The sequence below is a fragment of the Oceanitalea stevensii genome, from assembly GCF_014837105.1.
GTDB lineage: Bacteria > Actinomycetota > Actinomycetes > Actinomycetales > Actinomycetaceae > Oceanitalea > Oceanitalea stevensii.
The window spans coordinates 64,646-83,345 of sequence record NZ_JACSPO010000007.1; the positions used below are offsets into that span (position 1 = coordinate 64,646).

The 18,700-nt window shown below is 74.9% G+C and carries 15 protein-coding genes; 8 read left to right on the plus strand and 7 right to left on the minus strand.

Translation table 11 applies throughout. The features are described 5' to 3' along the window. The first annotated feature begins 132 nt into the window (after positions 1 to 132). The 5 genes from H9624_RS12260 to H9624_RS12280 all read left to right on the plus strand — a co-directional run bounded on the left by H9624_RS12260 (position 133) and on the right by H9624_RS12280 (position 8,000). Positions 133 to 2,265, plus strand: coding sequence for a glycoside hydrolase family 3 protein (locus tag H9624_RS12260; RefSeq protein ID WP_251840176.1), 2,133 nt, complete (start codon positions 133 to 135; stop codon positions 2,263 to 2,265). A gap of 310 nt (positions 2,266 to 2,575) precedes the next feature. Continuing rightward, positions 2,576 to 3,886 carry a quaternary amine ABC transporter ATP-binding protein gene (locus tag H9624_RS12265; protein WP_504740255.1) on the plus strand — a complete coding sequence of 437 codons (1,311 nt, stop codon included), beginning with the start codon at positions 2,576 to 2,578 and terminating at the stop codon, positions 3,884 to 3,886. Further along, a complete protein-coding gene (locus H9624_RS12270) occupies positions 3,883 to 4,749 on the plus strand; it encodes an ABC transporter permease (RefSeq protein ID WP_251840177.1) in 867 nt (288 codons plus the stop codon). Before H9624_RS12265 ends, H9624_RS12270 begins: the two co-directional genes overlap by 4 nt. 67 nt (positions 4,750 to 4,816) lie before the next feature. Continuing rightward, entirely contained in the window at positions 4,817 to 5,722 is a 906-nt protein-coding gene (locus H9624_RS12275) for a glycine betaine ABC transporter substrate-binding protein (RefSeq protein WP_251840178.1), read from the plus strand. Between the two features lie 202 nt (positions 5,723 to 5,924). Further along, a complete protein-coding gene (locus H9624_RS12280; RefSeq protein ID WP_251840179.1) occupies positions 5,925 to 8,000 on the plus strand; it encodes an acyltransferase family protein in 2,076 nt (691 codons plus the stop codon). Between the two features lie 35 nt (positions 8,001 to 8,035). Here H9624_RS12280 and H9624_RS12285 read toward each other — a convergent pair whose 3' ends face one another. Next, positions 8,036 to 8,239 carry a Trm112 family protein gene (locus H9624_RS12285; protein ID WP_251840180.1) on the minus strand — a complete coding sequence of 68 codons (204 nt, stop codon included), beginning with the start codon at positions 8,237 to 8,239 and terminating at the stop codon, positions 8,036 to 8,038. A gap of 54 nt (positions 8,240 to 8,293) precedes the next feature. Then, on the minus strand, positions 8,294 to 8,695 hold the full coding sequence (locus H9624_RS12290; protein ID WP_251840181.1) for a DUF3499 domain-containing protein: 402 nt from the start codon (positions 8,693 to 8,695) through the stop codon (positions 8,294 to 8,296). A gap of 76 nt (positions 8,696 to 8,771) precedes the next feature. On the opposite strand from H9624_RS12290, the gene H9624_RS12295 reads away from it, so the two are divergent. Then, the gene (locus H9624_RS12295; protein ID WP_251840182.1) at positions 8,772 to 9,200 is read left to right on the plus strand and encodes a metallopeptidase family protein; all 429 of its coding nucleotides are present in this window, start codon (positions 8,772 to 8,774) and stop codon (positions 9,198 to 9,200) included. Between the two features lie 9 nt (positions 9,201 to 9,209). On the opposite strand, the gene H9624_RS12300 is transcribed toward H9624_RS12295, so the two are convergent. The 4 genes from H9624_RS12300 to H9624_RS12315 all read right to left on the minus strand — a co-directional run bounded on the left by H9624_RS12300 (position 9,210) and on the right by H9624_RS12315 (position 15,749). After that, complete coding sequence (locus H9624_RS12300; RefSeq protein WP_251840183.1) at positions 9,210 to 10,775, minus strand: DUF5719 family protein; 1,566 nt, start codon at positions 10,773 to 10,775, stop codon at positions 9,210 to 9,212. Further along, positions 10,772 to 14,116 carry a glycosyltransferase gene (locus tag H9624_RS12305; protein WP_251840184.1) on the minus strand — a complete coding sequence of 1,115 codons (3,345 nt, stop codon included), beginning with the start codon at positions 14,114 to 14,116 and terminating at the stop codon, positions 10,772 to 10,774. Before H9624_RS12305 ends, H9624_RS12300 begins: the two co-directional genes overlap by 4 nt. 6 nt (positions 14,117 to 14,122) lie before the next feature. Then, on the minus strand, positions 14,123 to 14,440 hold the full coding sequence (locus H9624_RS12310) for a WhiB family transcriptional regulator (protein ID WP_251840228.1): 318 nt from the start codon (positions 14,438 to 14,440) through the stop codon (positions 14,123 to 14,125). Between the two features lie 142 nt (positions 14,441 to 14,582). Further along, the gene (locus H9624_RS12315; protein ID WP_251840185.1) at positions 14,583 to 15,749 is read right to left on the minus strand and encodes an AI-2E family transporter; all 1,167 of its coding nucleotides are present in this window, start codon (positions 15,747 to 15,749) and stop codon (positions 14,583 to 14,585) included. Positions 15,750 to 15,908: 159 nt separating this feature from the next. Between H9624_RS12315 and H9624_RS12320 the strand changes: the two genes are divergently transcribed. Both H9624_RS12320 and H9624_RS12325 read left to right on the plus strand, forming a co-directional pair. After that, on the plus strand, positions 15,909 to 16,763 hold the full coding sequence (locus H9624_RS12320; RefSeq protein ID WP_251840186.1) for a TIGR03089 family protein: 855 nt from the start codon (positions 15,909 to 15,911) through the stop codon (positions 16,761 to 16,763). Beyond that, positions 16,757 to 17,551, plus strand: a complete 795-nt coding sequence (locus H9624_RS12325) for a glycosyltransferase family 2 protein (protein WP_307784961.1) — start codon at positions 16,757 to 16,759, stop codon at positions 17,549 to 17,551. The genes H9624_RS12320 and H9624_RS12325 overlap by 7 nt, the downstream gene beginning before the upstream one ends. On the opposite strand, the gene H9624_RS12330 is transcribed toward H9624_RS12325, so the two are convergent. Next, positions 17,544 to 18,650, minus strand: coding sequence for a COG1470 family protein (locus tag H9624_RS12330; RefSeq protein ID WP_251840187.1), 1,107 nt, complete (start codon positions 18,648 to 18,650; stop codon positions 17,544 to 17,546). The genes H9624_RS12325 and H9624_RS12330 overlap by 8 nt on opposite strands. Positions 18,651 to 18,700 lie beyond the last annotated feature (50 nt).

Sequence of the window (18,700 nt, forward strand, 5' to 3'; positions counted from 1 at the left end):
CGGCGCGACGGGGGACGGGCCGGGCTGTGAGGAATCCGGCTGTCGGCGCGACGGGGGACGGGCCGGGCGGTGAGGAATCCGGCTGTCGGCGTAGCGTGGGGGTGCTCGCTCGACCCTCACCCAGGCAGGCTCATGACGCTCCACCGCACCGCCCTCGGCGCCGCGCTCGCGGCCTTCGCCCTCCTCGCCCCCGCCGCCCAGGCGGCCGTGCCCGCCGGCGCTGAGACCGCCGACACCGCCGCGCAGGTCGCGGCGATGAGCGAGGACGAGCTCATCGGTCAGATGGTCTGGGCGCACGTCTACGGCTCCACCGCGGACGACACCTCGATGGCCGCCGAGAACCGCGCCCGCTACGGCGTCGACACCCCCGCGCAGGTCGTGGAGAAGTACGCCCTCGGCGGCGTCCTCTACTTCGCCTGGGCCGCGAACACCGAGTCCCCCGAGCAGGTCGCCGAGCTCTCCGCCGGGCTGCAGGAGGCCGCCGCGGACGGCTCCGGCGTGCCGCTGGCGATCACGGTGGACCAGGAGGGCGGGGAGGTGTCGCGGATCGGCGAGCCCGCCACCGCCCTGCCCGGCGGGATGGCGCTCGGCGCCACCTTCGACCCCGGGCTCGCCCGCGCCCAGGGCGAGCTCCTCGGCTCCGAGCTCGCCGCGATGGGCGTCAACGTCGACTGGGCGCCGGTCGCCGACCTCAACACCAACCCGGCGAACCCGGTCATCGGCCTGCGCTCCCCCGGGGCGGACCCCGCCGGTGTCGCGGAGCTCACCGCCGCCCAGGTGGAGGGCCTGCAGTCCCAGCACGTCGCCGCCGGCGCCAAGCACTTCCCCGGCCACGGCGACACCGACGTCGACTCCCACACCGGCCTGCCGATCGTCACCTACGACCGTGCCACCCTCGACCAGCACCTCGTGCCCTTCGAGGCGGCCATCGACGCGGGGGTCGACATCATCATGTCCGCGCACATCGTCGTCGAGGCCCTCGACCCCGAGCTGCCCGGCACCCTCTCCCCCGCCGTCCTCACCGACCTGCTCCGCGACGAGCTCGGCTACACCGGCCTGGTCACCACCGACGCGCTCGACATGGCCGCGCTCAAGCAGCTGCCCGGCAACCCGCTCGACGACGGCGACATCGCCGTCCTCGCCATCCAGGCCGGCTCCGACATCCTCCTCGACTCCCCCGACGTCGACGCCACCGTCGCGGGCGTCCAGGAGGCCCTGGAGTCCGGCGAGCTCACCCGCGAGCGCCTCGAGGAGTCGGTGACCCGCATCCTCGACTGGAAGGCCGAGCGCGGGATCGGCGCCCCGGGCCCGGACCTCGACGTCGTCGGCAGCGAGGAGCACCGCGCGACCGCGCGGACGATCTCCGAGCGCGCCGCCACGGTCCTGCGGGACGAGGAGGAGCTGGCCCTGCCGCTCGACCCCGGCGCCGACCGCCTCCTCGTCGTCGGCGCCGGCTCGGCGTGGCCCGAGCGGCTGACCCCGCTCCTGGAGGAGGAGGGCTTCACCGTCACCGAGCGGCTCGAGAGCGGGGACAGCCCGAGCGCCGGCTACCGGTCGGCCGCGGTCGCGGCCGCCGCGCAGGACGACGTCGCCGCCGTCGTGGCCACCGTCGACGACCTGCGGGGCAACCCCGCCCAGCAGGCCCTGCTCGAGGAGCTCGCTGCCGGGCCGGCGCCCGTCGTCGCCGTCCTCGCCGGCACCCCCTACGACCTCGCCGCGGTCCCGGAGGACGTTCCCGGGGTCGTGGCGAGCTACGGCGCGACCACCGTCAACTACGCGGGTGTCGCGACGGCCGCGCTCGCGGGGCGCGAGCTGCCCACGGGGCGGCTTCCCGTCGCGGTGACCGCGGAGGACGGCACGGTCCTCGCCGAGCTGGGCTTCGGGCTGCGGCGCACCGAGGAGGTGACGCCGGTGGAGGTCACCTTCACCGACCTGCCGGGCACCGAGGACGACGTCGTCGAGATCCCCCCGGCCACCGGCGTCGCCTACCTCCTCGACGGCGAGCCGGCCGGCCCCGGCTCCCACCACGCGAGCGGCAGCGTCGTCGTCACCGCCGAGCCGGACCCGCCGTCGTCCTACCACCTCGCCGACGGCGCGACGACGCGCTGGGAGCACACCTTCGACGCGACGGCCCCGGCCGCCGCCCCGGAGGAGGACGACGACGGTGCCACGCCCTGGCTCCCCGTCGCGGGTGCCGTCGCGCTCGTCGTGGCGGTCGTCACCGGCGCGCTCGCGCTGCGGCGCCGCCGCCGTCCCGCAAACTGAGACGCCCCGTCTCACATAGACGCCGCAACGCCGCGGTGCTACAGTCCCCCGCCGTTACGTCTGTCACAGTTCAGTAACGTTTATGTGACCGGTAAAGCCCCAGGTCAGGCGGCGGTTATCGGCGGCTCAGCGGAGCGCTCGAGCGCCTCAGGCACGCCTCAGGCGGTGGTCCGGCGCCCGTTTCGATGACATGGTGGTGGGCCGTTCCTCCATCCATCCCAGTTTGCGATGCCCGCCGTCAGGTGCGGCGATCGTGAGCGGTCGCGGTGCAGCCTGCATCGCGACCAACCCGAGCCGCAGTGAGGTGAGCGTGAGCGCGCTACGCGCAGAGAACGTGTACAAGGTCTTCGGACGCCGGTCCCAGGAAGCCGTCAGGCGGCTTCGTGCAGGTGCGAGCCGTGACGAGGTCAAGCCCATGGGCACGGCCGCCGTCATCGACGCCTCCTTCGAGGTGCAGCCCGGCGAGACCTTCGTCGTCATGGGCCTGTCGGGCTCCGGCAAGTCGACCCTCATCCGGATGCTCAACGGCCTGCTCACCCCCACGGCCGGCCGCGTCGTCATCGGCGACCAGAGCATCACCGACGTCTCCCCCGCGGAGCTGCGCCAGATCCGGCGCACGAAGATCTCGATGGTCTTCCAGCACTTCGCCCTGCTCCCCCACCGCACGGTGCTCGACAACGTCGCCTACCCGCAGGAGATCCGCGGGATGGCCAAGGCCGAGCGGCTCGCCAAGGCGCAGGAGGCCGTCGCGATGACCGGCCTCGCCGGCTGGGAGGACTCGCTGCCCGCGCAGCTGTCCGGTGGCATGCGCCAGCGCGTGGGCCTCGCCCGCGCCCTCGCGGCGGACACCGACATCCTGCTCATGGACGAGGCCTTCTCGGCCCTGGACCCCCTCATCCGCCGGGAGATGCAGGAGCAGCTCGTCGAGCTGCAGGCCAAGCTCGGCAAGACGATCGTCTTCATCACCCACGACCTCAACGAGGCGATGTTCCTCGGTGACCGGATCGCCGTCATGCGCGACGGCCGGGTCGTCCAGATCGACACCGCCGAGCAGATCCTCGCCCAGCCCGCGGACGACTACGTCGCGAAGTTCATCGCCGACGTCGACCGCTCCCGCGTCATCACCGCCGGCGCGCTCATGCGCCGGCCGATCTCCGTCGTCCAGCTCGGCGGCGGGCCCGGCGTGGCCCTGCGCGAGCTGGAGGCCACCCAGGGCTCGGCGGCGTACGTCGTCGACCGGCGGCGCGTCCTCCACGGCACCATCCACGACCAGGACCTCCTCGCCGCGCAGCGCCGCGGGGACCGGACCCTGGAGTCGGCCGTGCGCCCGGACACCTCCGCCGTGTCCCCCGACACCCCGCTGTCGGACATGTTCGCCCCCGCGGCCGAGGCGCGCCTGCCCCTCGCGGTGACCGACGAGGACGGACGCCTCGTCGGCGTCGTCCCCCGCGTCTCGATGCTCGAGGCGATGGTCCCGCCGACCGCGGACGACGAGAGCCCCGACGTCGCCGCCGAGCAGGTGCCCGCGCCGGCACCGGCACCGGACGTCACCGCCCCCGGCGGGAACGAGGCGACCTCCGCCGTCCCCGTCCAGACCCCGGCGAAGGGTGAGGCCCGATGAACGACTTCCGCATCCCCGTCGGCGACTGGGCCGACGCCGCCGTCGACTGGCTCACGAGCAACCTCTCGGGCCTCTTCGGCGTCATCGCCGACGTCCTGCGCTGGCTCTTCGAGCTCGCCGAGCTCGTCTTCACCACCCCGCCGTTCTGGGTGGTCGGCCTCGTCCTCGCGGCCGTCGCCCTCCTCGCCAAGAGCTGGAAGCTGGCCCTGGCCACGGTCGTGGGCCTGGGGCTCATCTTCGCCATGGACCAGTGGGACAACGCGATGGCGACCGTCGCCCTCGTCGTCGTCGCCTCGCTCATCGCCACCGTCATCGCGATCCCGCTCGGCATCTGGGCCGCCCGCAGCAGCGGCGTGTCCACCGTCCTGCGCCCGGTGCTCGACTTCATGCAGACGATGCCGGCCTTCGTCTACCTCCTGCCGGCCGTCATCCTCTTCCGGGTGGGCGTCGTCCCGGGCATCGTCGCGACGATCATCTTCGCGATGGCCCCCGGTGTGCGGTTCACCGAGCTCGGCATCCGGCAGGTCGACCGGGAGGTCGTCGAGGCGGGCCACGCCTTCGGCGCCACCCCCGGCCGCATCCTGCGCCAGGTCCAGCTGCCGCTCGCGCTGCCGACGATCATGGCCGGCATCAACCAGCTCATCATGCTCTCGCTGTCGATGGTCGTCATCGCCGGCATGGTCGGGGCCCCGGGCCTCGGGCAGCCGGTGGTCCAGTCGCTGCAGAGCGTCAACATCGGCCTCGGCGCCGAGGCGGGCCTCTCCGTCGTCATCCTCGCGATGTACCTCGACCGCGTCACCGCCGCCCTCGGCGACCGTGCCCCGGTCTCCCGGGCCCTCAAGGTCCGCGCCGCCGAGGACTGACCCCATCTCCACCCACGAAACCGACCCTCCACGACACGACGTGAACGTCACACGAAAGGGACACCACATGAAGATCACCCGACGCAGCGGGGCCGTCATCGCCTCCGCCACCGCACTGGCCCTCACGCTCGCCGCCTGCGGCAGCGACACCGACGGCGGGTCCGAGGACACCGCCACCGGTGCCGATGCCGGTCCCATCACCATCGGCATCCACTCCGGCTGGGAGGAGGGCATCGCCGTCTCCCACCTGTGGCAGCACATCCTCGAGGAGCAAGGCTACGAGGTGGAGATGGAGACGGCGGACGCCGGCGTGGTCTTCACCGGACTCGCCCAGGGCGACTACGACGTCAACTTCGACACCTGGCTGCCCTCCACCCACGGGCACTACATCGAGGAGTACGGCGACGACGTCGCCGAGCTCGGCACCTGGTTCGAGGAGGCCCCGCTCACCATCGCGGTGAACGAGGACGCCCCCATCGACTCGCTGGCCGAGCTCGCCGACAACGCCGAGCTCTTCGGCAACCGTCTCGTGGGCATCGAGTCCGGTGCGGGTCTCACCAAGATCACCCAGGAGCAGGTCATCCCGACCTACGGCCTGGACGTTATGGACTACCTCGTCTCCTCCACCCCCGCGATGCTCACCGAGCTGAGCGCGGCCATCGACGCCGGCGAGAACATCGCCGTCACCCTGTGGCGTCCGCACTGGGCCTACGACGCCTTCCCGATCAAGGACCTCGAGGACCCCGAGGGCGCCCTCGGTGAGCCGGATGACATCTACGCCTACGGCAACGCCGACTTCGCCGCGACCTACCCGGACGTCGCGGAGTGGATCGCCGGCTTCCAGCTGGACGACGAGCAGCTCCACTCGCTCGAGAACATCATGTTCAACGAGATGAACGGCGAGGACAACGACGCCGCTGTCGACCAGTGGGTCGAGGAGAACCAGGAGTTCGTCGACTCGATCACCGGCTGACCAGCCGCCAGCAGCACCTCGGCTCCCGGCGCGAGGAGGACACACTCCTCGCGCCGGGAGCTGAGCTGTTCCGGGGCCGGCCGGGGCGGCGGGGCCGCCGTCGTGGCGGGGCGTGCGTGTCGGACCCGACGTACAGTTGTGAGGCCGTGGACGGCGGTGACCACCCGCCCGGCGACTCGAGCAGCACACGAGAGGTTTCCGCATGACCGCAGCCACGACACCCGTCGCGGCCCCCGCGTCCACCCCCACCACCCGCTTCCGCGGTGACATCCAGGGCCTGCGGGCCGTGGCCGTGGGGCTCGTCCTGCTCTACCACGCGGGGGCGCCCTTCCTTCCCGGCGGGTTCATCGGGGTGGACGTCTTCTTCGTCATCTCCGGCTTCCTCATCACCGGCCTCATCGTCCGCGAGGTCGAGCGCACCGGACGCCTGAGCCTGCGGCGCTTCTACGCCCGCCGGGCCAAGCGCCTGCTGCCCGCGACCGCCGTCGTCTTCGTCACAGTCGCCGCCCTCTCACTCCTGTTCCTCCCGGTGACGCGCTGGCGCGACATCGCGGGGGACATCGCCGCCAGCGCGGTGTACCTCGTCAACTGGCGCCTGGCGGACCGCTCGGTCGACTACCTCGCCGCCGAGTCGGCCGCGAGCCCGCTCCAGCACTTCTGGTCCCTCGCCGTCGAGGAGCAGTTCTACATCGTGTGGCCGCTGCTCATCGTCGCGCTGTTCTGGCGCTGGCGTGGCGGCAACGCCTCCCGTCGCCTCCTCCTCGGCCTCCTCGTCATCGCCGTCCCCTCCTTCCTCTGGTCGGTGCACCTCACGACGGCGAACCCCGGCGCCGCCTACTTCGTCACCACCACGCGGCTGTGGGAGATGGCGGTCGGCGCGCTCCTCGCCGTCGTCGTCGTCCACACCGACCGGCTCACGCGCACGGCGCGCACGGTCCTCGGCTGGGCGGGGCTCGCGGCGATCGGCTACGCCGCCCTCACCTTCGACGCCGCCACGACCTTCCCCGGCGCCTCCGCCCTCGTCCCCACCCTCGGTGCCGCCGCCGTCCTGCTCGCCGGCAGCGGCGACGGCCGCGGCGAGCTGCGCCCCCTGACGGCTGCTCCCATGCAGCACGTCGGCGCCTGGTCCTACTCCCTGTACCTGTGGCACTGGCCCCTCATCGTCGTCGCGACGGCGGTCTGGGGCACCGACGGCACGCTCCCCCTGACGACCGGCCTGCTCGTCGTCACGGCCTCGCTGGTCCCCGCCTGGCTCACCTACCGCTTCGTCGAGCGTCCCTTCCACCGCTCGCCCCGGTTCGGGGTGCCGTGGCGGGCCGGCGTGCTCGGCGTCGTGTGCGTGGCCGTGGGCCTGGCCTCCGCCGGTGGGCTCGCCGTGGCCGCCCAGCGCGCCACCGTCCCGACCGATGCGCAGGCCCCCGGTGCCGCGGTGCTCGGTGACGACCCGGCCGCCGCGAGCGAGCCGGTCGACGAGCTCACGTCGATCACCCCCGCGCTCGCCGACGCACCGGACGACGTCTCGGAGATGTACGCCGACGGCTGCCACCAGGACCAGCTCAGCGCCGAGGTGGTCAGCTGCGTCTACGGCGACGCCGAGTCGGACACCGTCGTCGCGCTCGTCGGGGACTCCCACGCGGCGCACTGGCAGCCCGCACTGGAGATGCTGGCCGACGAGCACGGCTGGCGCCTGGAGACCTACACGAAGTCCGCCTGCCTCTTCGCCGGCGTCGTCGTGTGGGACATGAACAGGGAGACGCCGTACGAGAGCTGCGCCCAGTGGCAGGAGGACGTCCTCGACCAGCTCGTCGAGCAGCGGCCCGAGCTCGTGGTCGCCAGCTCGAGCGGCACCTACCGCGTCGCCGGGGACGGGGGACCGCTCACCCGGGAGGAGTCCTTTGAGCCCGTCTCCGAGGCGATGGCGGAGAGGTGGGGCGCCCTGGAGGACGCCGGCATCGACGTGCTGACCATCGCCGACACCCCGTGGTGGGGGACCGACGTCCCCGAGTGCGTCGCAGCGCACCAGGACGACCTCGGCGCGTGCGCCGTCAGCCGTGAGGACGCCGTCGCCCGCTCCGGCTCACCGCTGCACCACGCGGCGGCCGAGATGACCCCTGACGCCGCCATCGTCGATCTCACCGAGTACGTCTGCCCCGGCGAGACCTGTGTGCCGGTCGTCGGTGGGGTGCTGACCCACAGCGACTCCCACCACCTCACGGCGACCTACGTCCGCTCGCTGGCGCCCCGCCTGGAGGAGGCGCTCACGCCGCTCGTGCGGTGACGGCGCCGCGGCCGGCGGCCCGCCTGCGCGACGCGTCAGAGCTCGCGTGCCTCCTCGGGCAGGAGCACGGGCACGCCGTCACGGACGGGGTAGGCCAGCGCGCGATCCGGGTCGGTGGAGCGCAGCTCGGGCGTGCCGTCGGGCGCGGTGCCCTCGACGAGCTCGGCGCCGGTCACGGGGCAGCGCAGGATGTCCCGCACCCAGGGCTCGATCGTCGCCGGCTGCTCGCTCGCACTCATCACTTGCTCCGTCTCCCTGCGCCGGGTGCGCAGGTCTCCAGGGTAGTCGCCGGGTCAGTCGGCCTCGCCGGGCAGCACCCGCAGGTGGCCGCGGCGTCCGAGCTCGGGCTCGGGCAGGCGGTGGGTGACCGGCGCCGGGGGGACGCTGCCGGGCCGGGTGGCGGGCACCGAGGGACCGGGGCGGGCGCGGGAGGCCTCCCGCACGGCGTCGGCCAGTGCCTCGATGTCGTCGGCGCTGGGCGGGGCCGGCACGAACTCCGTGGCGAGGCGGACGACCTCCCAGCCGCGCGGGGCGGTGAGCCGGTGCGCGTGCTCCTCGCACAGGTCGTAGGAGTGCGGCTCGGACTGGGTGGCGAGCGGGCCGAGGACGGCCGTGGAGTCGGCGTACACGTAGGTGAGGGTCGCCACGGCCGGACGGCTACAGGCAGCGCGTGTGCAGTGGCGGGAGAGTCTCACGCCCCGACGGTACAACGTCCCGCGGACACCGCCGGCACGGCCACGCCGGAGCCGGCCCAGGGCATAGCATCGAGGGATGCCCGACGACCTCGTGATCCCGTCCCGGCGCTCCGCGCGCCGGCGGGACCGCCGCGGGCGCGGGCTCCGCGGCCCGCTGCTGCCGCCGACCCTGCCCGGGTGGCGCACCCGCAGCGAGGAGTTCGACGACGCCGTGCTCGGGGCCGTCGAACGGCTGGAGAAGCGCTGGTCGCGCCAGCTGTCGGCGGTCGAGTTCGGCGTCGAGGAGGTCCCGCCGTCCGACCCGAGCCCGTGGGAGCAGGACGCCGTCGCCCTGGGCCGGTACTTCCCGGCCGACCCGGCCGCCGGCCTCACCGACCGCGTCGTCCTCTACCGCCGGCCCATCCAGTCCCGCTGCGAGGACGCCACCGAGCTCCACGCGCTCGTCGAGGAGGTCGTCCGGGAGCAGGTGGCCCACCTGCTCGGCCGCGACCCCGACGACCTCTGAGCCGCCCGCTCAGCCGCGCGGGCGGGGCGCGGGTGCGAGCGGGACGGCACTGGCCGTGCGGGCGTCCTCGGTGAGCGGCACGAAGGACATGAGGCTGCCGTCGGGTGCGGACGCCGTGAGCATGAGGCCGCCGTGCACGGCGCCGTCAGTGGCGCGGACCCCGAGCGCGGCCACGTCGCCGTCGGCGAGGGCCGCCGCATCCTCGCGCAGGGTCGTCCGCGGGCCGAGGGTGCGGGTCACCGCGGCGCCCCGGGTGCCGTCACGCAGCACCGGGACGAGCTCGACGTCGAGCGCGTCGCCGGACGGGTTGGTGAGGACGAGGGACGCGGAGGAGACGCCGTCGCCGGGCACGGCCACGACGCCGGAGGCGAGCGCGGGCACCGCCGGCGCCCAGGCGCGGTCGACGGGCGCCGTGCCCGGGTCCTCCTCGCCGGCCCTGCCGACGGTGGTCGTCACGGCGGCGGCCGTGACGGGGAGGTCGGCGCTCACGACCGCCGACCAGGGCCCCTCGGGGATGCCGGTGAGGGAGACGTCGACGACGGCGCCGGGGTCCAGGACGAGCTCCTCGGCACCGGGCACGGCCTCGGGCCCCTCGGTGCCGAGCAGCTCGAGGGTGACGGTCGCGGTCTCCTCTCCGGGGTTGACGACCCGCACGGCGGGGGCGTCCGCCTCCTCCCCGGAGCTCTGGCCGAGGAAGATCCCGGGGACGACGACCGTCTCGGCGGGCGGCACCGAGGGGGCGACGAGGTCGGTGCCTGCGGGGACCAGGCCCCGCAGCCGGCTGTCCTGGACGAGAGCGGTCACCTCACCGCCGGTCGCGGCGACGTGGACGGCGACCCTCGGGTCGGCGGCCAGGGCCTCGAGCAGGACGATGCGCTGACCGCCGGCCGGGACGAGGACGGTCCCGGCGGTGGAGAGGTCGAGGGCCCCGGTGCTCCCCCAGCCGCTGAGCGTGACGCTCGCCGGGGTCTGCCCCACGTTCGACAGCACGAGCTGCGCGGAGTCACCGGGCTGGGTGGAGCCGCCGACGAGCCACGCCGAGGTGGACGGGCTCTGGCACGACGTAGCCGCCAGGCCCCGGAGGTCGCCGGACTCGGTGACGGCCACGCTGGTCCCCGCGACGAGCGCGACGACGTCCTCGACGGGCTCCGCCTCCAGGACGGTCGTCTCCCCGGCGTCGGTGCGCTGCGCGAGGCGGGCGGTGCCGGCGAGGGGCACCTCCTCACCCGCCGGGGCGTCGAGGCCGGGCCGCAGCCGCAGCGCGCCCGGCGGCTGGTCCTCGCTGCGGGCCAGGGTGACGACGTCGAGCACGGTGCTCGTGCCCGAGCCCTCCGGGTCGAACTCGTCGTAGCCGAGGTCCTCCCCGGCGACGGCGGTGGCGAGGCGCGGGGGCCCAGGGCAGACCTGGGCGACGGTGGCGGCGTCGACCGGCACGACGACGTCGTCGACCGCGACGACGTCCACGGGCACGGCCTGCCCCGCGAGGGCGACGCCGGCGGCGGCGGCGAGCAGGGCCGCGCCGGAGACGGCGGTCGTCACCCGGCGCAGCACCCGCCGGTTGGTGGGGGCGCTCATGTCGTCTCCTCCCGTCGGCGGCGTACGGGCACGGCGAGCAGCACGGTGAACCCCAGGCCCACGGCCTGCGCCACGCGCCACGGGGTGAGCCACGCCGGCTCGTAGGTGAGCTCGAGGCGCCCGGTGTGGGCCGGCAGCTCGAAGGCCTGCCGCCAGCCGTCGGTGGTCGCCCGCAGCGGCCTGCCGTTGTAGGTGGCGCGCCAGGCGGGGTCGGCCCGCTCGGCGAGGACGAGGCGGCGGCCCTCCTCCCCCGCGTCGACCCGACCGCTCGCACCGACCGGCCGTGCGGGCAGGGAGGCGAGCACCTCTCCCTCCGCGGACACGACCTGGGCGCGGGCGACGGACTGCGCCGCACCGGCGGCACCGGTGGACTGCGAGGTGCGCCAGATGACACCGGAGGCGTTCTCCGTCACGCGCTCGAGCCCCGCGGTGGAGTCGAGCCGGGCGACGAGGTCCTGGCGGGTGGTCCCGGCGTCCGCGTCCGTGACGGGCGGGACGAGGACGACGCCGACGGCGAGGCGGCCGAGCTGCTCGCCGGCCGCGTCCGCGGTGCCGGTGGCGAGCTCGGCGACGAGCTCGTGCAGCTCGGCGGTGGCGTCGTCCGGTGCGGCGGGCGCGCCGCCGGCGGTGAGGCCCCGGGCCGTCACCACCGTGGAGGTCTCGCTCAGCTGGGGGCCCGCGTGGCGCCACACCTCGGCGCGGACGGTCTCCCCCTCCGCACTGAGCGCGAGCACGCGTGACCGCTCGGGGCTGGTCTGGAGCTCCCGGGCGAGTGCCGGGACGGGCGGCGCCTCCCGGCCCTCGAGGGCGAGCAGGGTGCCCTCCTGCCCGCGCTGGTCGACGACCGTGGCGAGCCACACGCCCGCGGTCGCGAGCGGGCCCAGGACCATGACGGCGGTGACGAGGCTCGCGGAGAGCTGGCGCCAGCCGAAGCTGCGCGCGGTGAGCCACTCGCGCAGCCCGTCACCGCCCGCCGTCGTCGCGACGAGCAGCCCGAGCAGGGCGAGCGAGGTGCCCGCGCCGGCCCAGCCGTGGACGAGCTGCGCCTCGCCGGCCAGGTCGCGGCCCACCGCGACGGGGGTGCGCGTCGACAGCAGGGCGGTCGCCAGGCCGACGACGACGGCGACCCAGCCGGCGCGGACGGCCCGCGCGCGGCCCGAGCCCCGCAGCAGGGCGAGGACCGCGACGAGGGCGACGGCGGCGCCACCCGCCAGCGCGAGGACGGTGGACCAGGGCTGCGTGGGACCGGCCAGCCCGGGCAGGGCGAGGGGCCAGCCGAGCGCCGCGAGCCAGGAGGCGCCGGGGTCGGAGGCGAGGGGCACCCCGGGGTCGGCGACGACCACGCGCCAGCCGCGCTCGGGGAGCGTGCCGAGGGCCGCGGTGAGCAGGGGGCCGAGGAGGAGGAGCGGGGGGACGGCCACGAGCGCGAGCAGACGCCGGCGGCGGGGCACGACGAGCGCGAGGAGGACGAGGACGACCACCGCTGCGGGCAGGAGGACGGGCGCGCCGGCGCAGGCCACGGCGAGCGCCAGGCCTCCGCCGGCGGCCGCCGAGATCGAGCCGCTGGCCGCGGGCGCGTCCGCCGCGGGCGCCGCGAGGGCGGGAACCTGCCCGGCAGCGGGATCGTCGTCGTCGTCAATGGTGCGCCTGGCGTCGGCGAGGCCGGAGAGGATGACGTCGCGGCGGTGCACGCCCACGGCCCGCGCGACGCCGAGCGCCGCCCACGGCAGGGCGAGGTGGGCGAGGACGGCGCCCAGGCGCCCCTGGCCGAGGCCCACGAGCAGCGCGGGGGCCAGGGCCCACACGACCGCCGCCCACGCGCGCAGCAGCACCGAGCGGGTGGCGGCGCCGGCGGCGAACCAGGCGCCGAGCCCGGCGAGGGGCACGGCGAGGACGAGCAGCGCCGTCGTGAGGACGTTGCCGCTCGCACCCGCGAGCGGGAGCGCGGCGACGGCGAGGACGGTGAGGAGCGGGTCGGCCGGGCCGGCGTGGCCGAGGCCGGCGGGGACCCACGCGGACGTGGCCGTCCGCCACAGCTCGCGGGCGGCGGCGTCGAGCGGCGCGAGGGCGCCCCCGCGCAGCGCTCCCGCGGTGAGGAGGGGGCCCAGGGCGACGAGCGCGACGGTGGTGAGGCCGAGGAGCACGAGGGCGAGGGTGCCGCGCCGCCGCCGGGCGAGGACGGCGCGCTCGCGGATCTCCAGCTCGCTCGGGGCCACGCGGTGCGCGCGTCCGGCCGCCTGGGAGCGCCGCTCGTCGCGCTTGGCGCGGGCGACGTCGTGCCAGGAGGCGCGCAGCGGACGGAGGTGGCGCAGCGAGACCTGTCGGGTGGCCCGGTGCCGGCGCCGGGCGCGCCACACGGCAGCGGGCCGGGCGAGGACCTCGGCCGCGGCGCGCATCTCGGCGCCCACGAGGGCGATCTCCTTGGTCGCGACGCGCCACAGCGCCCGGACGGGGGCGAGCGCGAGGATCGCGAGGACGACGAGGGGCACCCAGTACCACGGCGTCGAGGTGAGCCACAGGAAGAGCTGGGAACGGCGGCGGGCGGCGAAGGACCGGCGCGGGTCGGGCACGGTCTGCGGGTCGGGCCGCGGGGAGGAGAGGTCGCGCAGGCCCTGGTAGGAGGCCCGCGCGTGGTGGACGACGGCGCCCGGCACGACGACGACGCGGTGGCCGGCGAGCCAGGCCCGCTGGGACAGGTCGAGACCGTCACCGAAGGGGCCCAGCGCGGGGTCGGGTCCGCCGAGCTCGTCCCAGACGGTGCGCCGGACGAGTGCGCCGGCCGTCCCGACGGCGAGCACGTCCTCGCGGGCGTCGTGCTGGCCCTGGTCGATCTCGCCGTCCTCGATGTCGGGGACGCGCCGGCCGGTGGACGTGGCGCGGACGCCCGCCTCGAGGAGGAGGTCCGGGCGGGCCCAGTCACGCTGCTTGGGGCCGGCGACCGCTACCGACGGGCCGGACTCCCCCGTGCGGAGGAGCTCGGCGTGGGCGCGGGGCTCGGGCGCGGAGTCGTCGTGGAGGAGCCACAGCCAGGGCTCCGGCTCGCCCGTCCCGCCGTGCTCCGCGAGCGCGGCCCGCACGGCCGCACCGAAGCTCCGGGGCGCGGGGACACGCAGCACCCGCACGGTGGAGACCTCGCGCAGGCCGGCGGCGTCGATCGCCGCGTGGACGGGGACACCCGTGCCCACCTCGCGGCCGGGGGCGCTCGTGTCGACGACGAGGACGGTCCCGACGGGACGCGTCTGCTCCGCCAGCCCCCGCAACGTCCGCGGCAGGTACGGCGAGACGCCGGGGCTCACCACGACAGCGAGGGTCGTGGCGGCGCCGGCGTCAGCGGCCGACATCAAGCATCAGACAGCCCGGCGCTTGAGCTTGCGACGCTCCCGCTCCGAGAGGCCGCCCCAGATGCCGAAGCGCTCGTCGTTGGCGAGGGCGTACTCGAGGCACTCGGCGCGGACGTCGCACGCGGTGCACACCCGCTTGGCCTCGCGGGTGGACCCGCCCTTCTCCGGGAAGAAGGCCTCCGGGTCGGTCTGCGCGCACAGCGCGCGCTCCTGCCAGCCGAGGAGCCCCTCGTCCGGCAGCTCGTCGATGGCGTACAGCCCCTGCTGGGTGGTGCCCGCCGTGACTCCGGTCGTCAGCGGACCATCACCGAGAATGTTCCACACTGCTCTTCCCATCGTCGACCGGTCGCTTGCCCTTGCTGAATTACACGCGTGTCATACGCCTCCCGTCAAGCGGAACGGTGCTATGAGGGGTTATTCACGCCGTCGTCGGGTCACTCGTGCCCCACCGGCCTCAGCGAGCGCGTCAGACGGTCTCGTCGCGCTTCTTCCGGGCGAAGCGGGCCGGGAGGTCCGGGCCGTCCCACACCTGGATGGCCCGCCAGATCGAGGCGGTGACGGGCACGGCGAGGACCGCCCCGGTGAGACCGGCGAGCACCGTGCCGGCGGTGAGCGCGACAAGGATGACGAGGGGGTGCAGGCGCAGCGCCCGGCCCATGACGATGGGCTGGAGGAGGTCACCCTCGAGCTGGTTGACGCCGACGACGATGGCGACGACGATCAGCGCCTCGACCGGCCCCACCGCGACGAGGGCGACGAGCGCGGCGAGGATGCCCGCGATGGTCGCCCCGACGAGGGGGATGAAGGCGCCGAGGAAGACGAGCACCGACAGCGGGATGGCCAGCGGCACCCCGACGATCGCCAGGCCGATGCCGATGAAGATGGCGTCGACCGCGGCGATGATCGCCGTGCCGCGGACGTACCCGCCGAGGGTGCGGATCGTCGCGTCGCCCACGCGCTGTCCTCGCCGGTAGCGGTGCCCCTCGAAGGGACGCAGGAGGAACTCCCAGATCTTGGGGCCGTCCTTGAGGAAGAAGAACAGCACGACGATCATGATGAAGAAGCCGGCGATGAAGTCGACGGTCTGCGACGCGCCGGCGATCGCCCCCGACCCGACGGCGCTGGACTGCAGGAGCCCGGTGGCCGACTCGACGGCCGAGTCGATCTGCTCCTGGGTGATGTCGAACGGCAGGGCCTCGACGTACTGCTGGAGCTCGGTGAAGCCCTCGAGCGCCTGGTCCCGCAGCTCGTCCCACTGGTTGACGACGGCGCGGGACACCAGCCACACGACGGCGCCGAGCGCGGCGATGATCGCCGCGAGCGCGATCCACGTCGCGACGAGGGACGGCAGGCCCTTGCGCCGCAGGAGGGAGACGAGCGGGGAGATCGCGGCGGCCAGCACGAGCGCGATGAGCACCGGGATGACGACGAGCGTCAGCTGGGTGAGCACGAACACGAGGACGGCGAGGACCGCGGTGACGGCCAGCACCTGCAGCGAGCGGGTGCCGACACGGCCGAAGCCGTCGGACCACAGCCCCGGTGTGGTGGGCTCGGCCGGCAGCGGCTCCGCGACGTGCTCGACGATCTCGGCCTCGCGCGCAGCCTCGCGCGACCGTCTGCTCCGTGGACTCATGGGTGCCTTCCCGTGCGTGGCGCCGGTGGTCACCCGGCGGTGGGCGCGAGCCTCTCGCTCGAGCCGCCCCCCGGCCGCCGACCAGTGTCCGCACAGCGTAACGAGGCCGGGCCGGGCCCGCCCTCCCGTCCGACTCGCGCCGCGGACTAGGCTCAGGTCATGAGCATCGCGACAAAGGTGCTCGACCTCCTCACCGGGGACGAGCCCAATCAGCCCCGCCTCACGTGGTACGGCCCGGACGACGAGCGCGTCGAGCTGTCCGGGCGCGTGCTGGCCAACTGGGTCACCAAGGCCACCAACCTCCTCGTGGAGGAGGGTGAGGTCGAGCCGGGCTCGCGGGTGCTCCTCGACGTGCCCGTGCACTGGCGCGCCCTCGTCTGGGCGATGGCCACCTGGTGCGCCGGTGGTGAGCTCGTCCTGCCCGCCGAGGAGGACGAGGTCCTCGACGACGACGACGTCGACGACGAGCCCGGGTACACCGACCTGGACGAGGAGGAGACGGGCGACCTCGACGACGACGAGTCCGTGTTCGTCCCCGACGAGACGGCCGAGGAGCCGGACATCGCCGTCACCGCCCGCCCGTCGGGCGCGCCCGCCGCAGGCCTCGTGCTCGTCGTGGCCCTCCCGGCCCTCGCGATGCACGTCGAGGACCCGATCCCCGCGGGAGCGGTCGACGCCGCCGCGGCCCTCATGACCTACGGCGACCACCTCGGCTTCGTCCAGGAGCCCGGCGGGGACGACGCCGCACTCTCGGGTCCCGAGATCTCCGGCTCGTCCGGTGGACCGGTCCCCTACGGCGAGCTCGCCGACTGGTGCCGGGAACAGACCCCCGCCTGCCACCGCGACGAGGAGCACCCGCGCGTCCTGTGCGCGCCGCGCGACCACGTCGAGATGCTCGCGCACGCCGTCGCCGCCTGGCGCGCGGGCGGTTCCCTCGTGCTCCTCGGCGAGGACGTCGACTCCAGCCGCTTCGACGCGATCCAGGCCGCCGAGCGCGCCGCCGTGCGGTGCTGAGCCGCGAGGACGCGCCGCCGCTCGTCTCGGTCATCATGCCGATGCACGACGCCGCGGCCTTCGTCGGTGCCGCGATCCGCTCGGTCCAGGCGCAGACCGTCCAGGAGTGGGAGCTCCTCGTCGTCGACGACTCCTCGCGCGACGACTCCCACGCCGTCGCCGAACGGGCTGCGGCCGCCGACCCGCGCGTCCGCGTGCTGCGCAACGAGGGGCCGGGAGGCGCGGGACCGACGCGCAACGTGGGGATCGAGGCGGCACGTGGCCGCTACATCGCCTTCCTCGACAGCGACGACCTGTGGCTGCCCGCCAAGCTGGAGCGGCAGCTGGCGCTCCTCGAGGTGTCCGGCGCACCCCTCGTCTACAGCGCCTACTACAAGGTGGACGCGGACTTCTCCGGCGAGGCGGTGGACTTCGCACCGAACGGGCGCGTCGTGCGCGCCCCGCTGCGGCTCGAGTACCGCCACATGCTCCGTCAGGACTACATCGGCTTCCTCACGGCCGTCTACGACACCCGGGCGCTCGGCAAGCGGCTGCTGCCCTCGATCGAGCGCCGGCAGGACTACGCGCTCATGCTCGCGATCCTGCGGGACGGGCACGTCGCCCGCGGGCTGGACGAGCCGCTCGCCCTCTACCGGGCGGGCCGCACCGGTTCCCTGTCGGCCAACAAGCTCGTGGCGGCCCGGTACAACTGGCACATCTACCGCCACGTCGAGGAGCTTCCGCTGCCGCGGGCGCTGTGGGCCTTCGGGAACTACGCCGTGCGCGCGGGGCTGAAGTACCTCATCTGACGGCCGGCGCGTCGGCGTCGGCCTCCTCCTCCGCGCCGGTCTGCTCACCGGACGCGGCGGCGACCGCGGCGTCGATGCGGGCCTGGATCCGCGCCGCGGACCGTCGGCGCGCCCTCACGACGAGGAACGGGGTGGCGACGAGGAGCGCGAGCAGGACGAGCTGGGACCACGGCACGGTCCACACGCGGAAGCCCACGGTGCTCGGCTGGAGGGTGGCGGGCACCTCGTCCTCCCCGACGGCGAGTGGGGTCGCGACGATCTCCCCGCGCCCGAGGAACAGCGGCCAGACCTCGATCTCCACGCTGCCGTCCGCGTCCTGACCGGGCAGCACCTCGCGGTGCTCGCCGGCGGCCTCGCCGCCACCGACACCGAAGGGCCCGTCGAGCGTCACGGCGACCCCGGAGCCGACGCGGATGTTGCCGGTGTTCTCCACGGTGTAGTCGACGGTGACCGTCCCGGGGGCGAAGGGGTTCCAGGACGGGGAGTAGGTGGCCTCGACCGCGGGCGTCACCTCGGCGAGCACGTCACCCGCGACGCGCAGGTGGAGCCGGACCCCCACGCGCGAGCTCATCTGCAGGGAGGTGTCCCCGCCCTGGACGAGCTCGGCGACGATGCCGGCCGGGTGGTCACCGGGGGTCGCGCCGGCCGGGACCGTGATCTCGACGGGGACGACGGTGCTCGAGGACGCCGGTGCCTCGAGGACGATGCCTCCGCCGTCCCGCGGCGTCGCGCCGTCGACCTCGCCGATCTCCACCCAGCTCCCGCCGTCCTGCGGCCGGGTCTCGGAGGGGAGGAGGTCGAAGTTGCCGTCGTCGTCGACGAGGCCGTCGCTGGCGTAGACCGCGAAGGTGGCGTCGTGGGCGCTGAAGTTCGTCACGACGACGAAGTCGGAGACCGACGCGCCGTCCTCGATCTCGTGGCGCAGGGAGACCCGGTCGTCCGCCCCGTCCTCGTCCGCCGGCTCGAGGGCCCACGTCGTCCCACCGGCGGCGTCGTCGGTGTCGGTCGCCGCGGGGAGCGCGGCCGAGGCGGGCAGGGCGGCGGCCCCGACCACGAGCGCGCCGGTGGCCAGGGACCTGAGAAGACGGAGCACGGTCATCCTCGGGAGTCTAGGAGTCGGTGCAGGCGGGCGGGGCGTGTCGCCCCGCC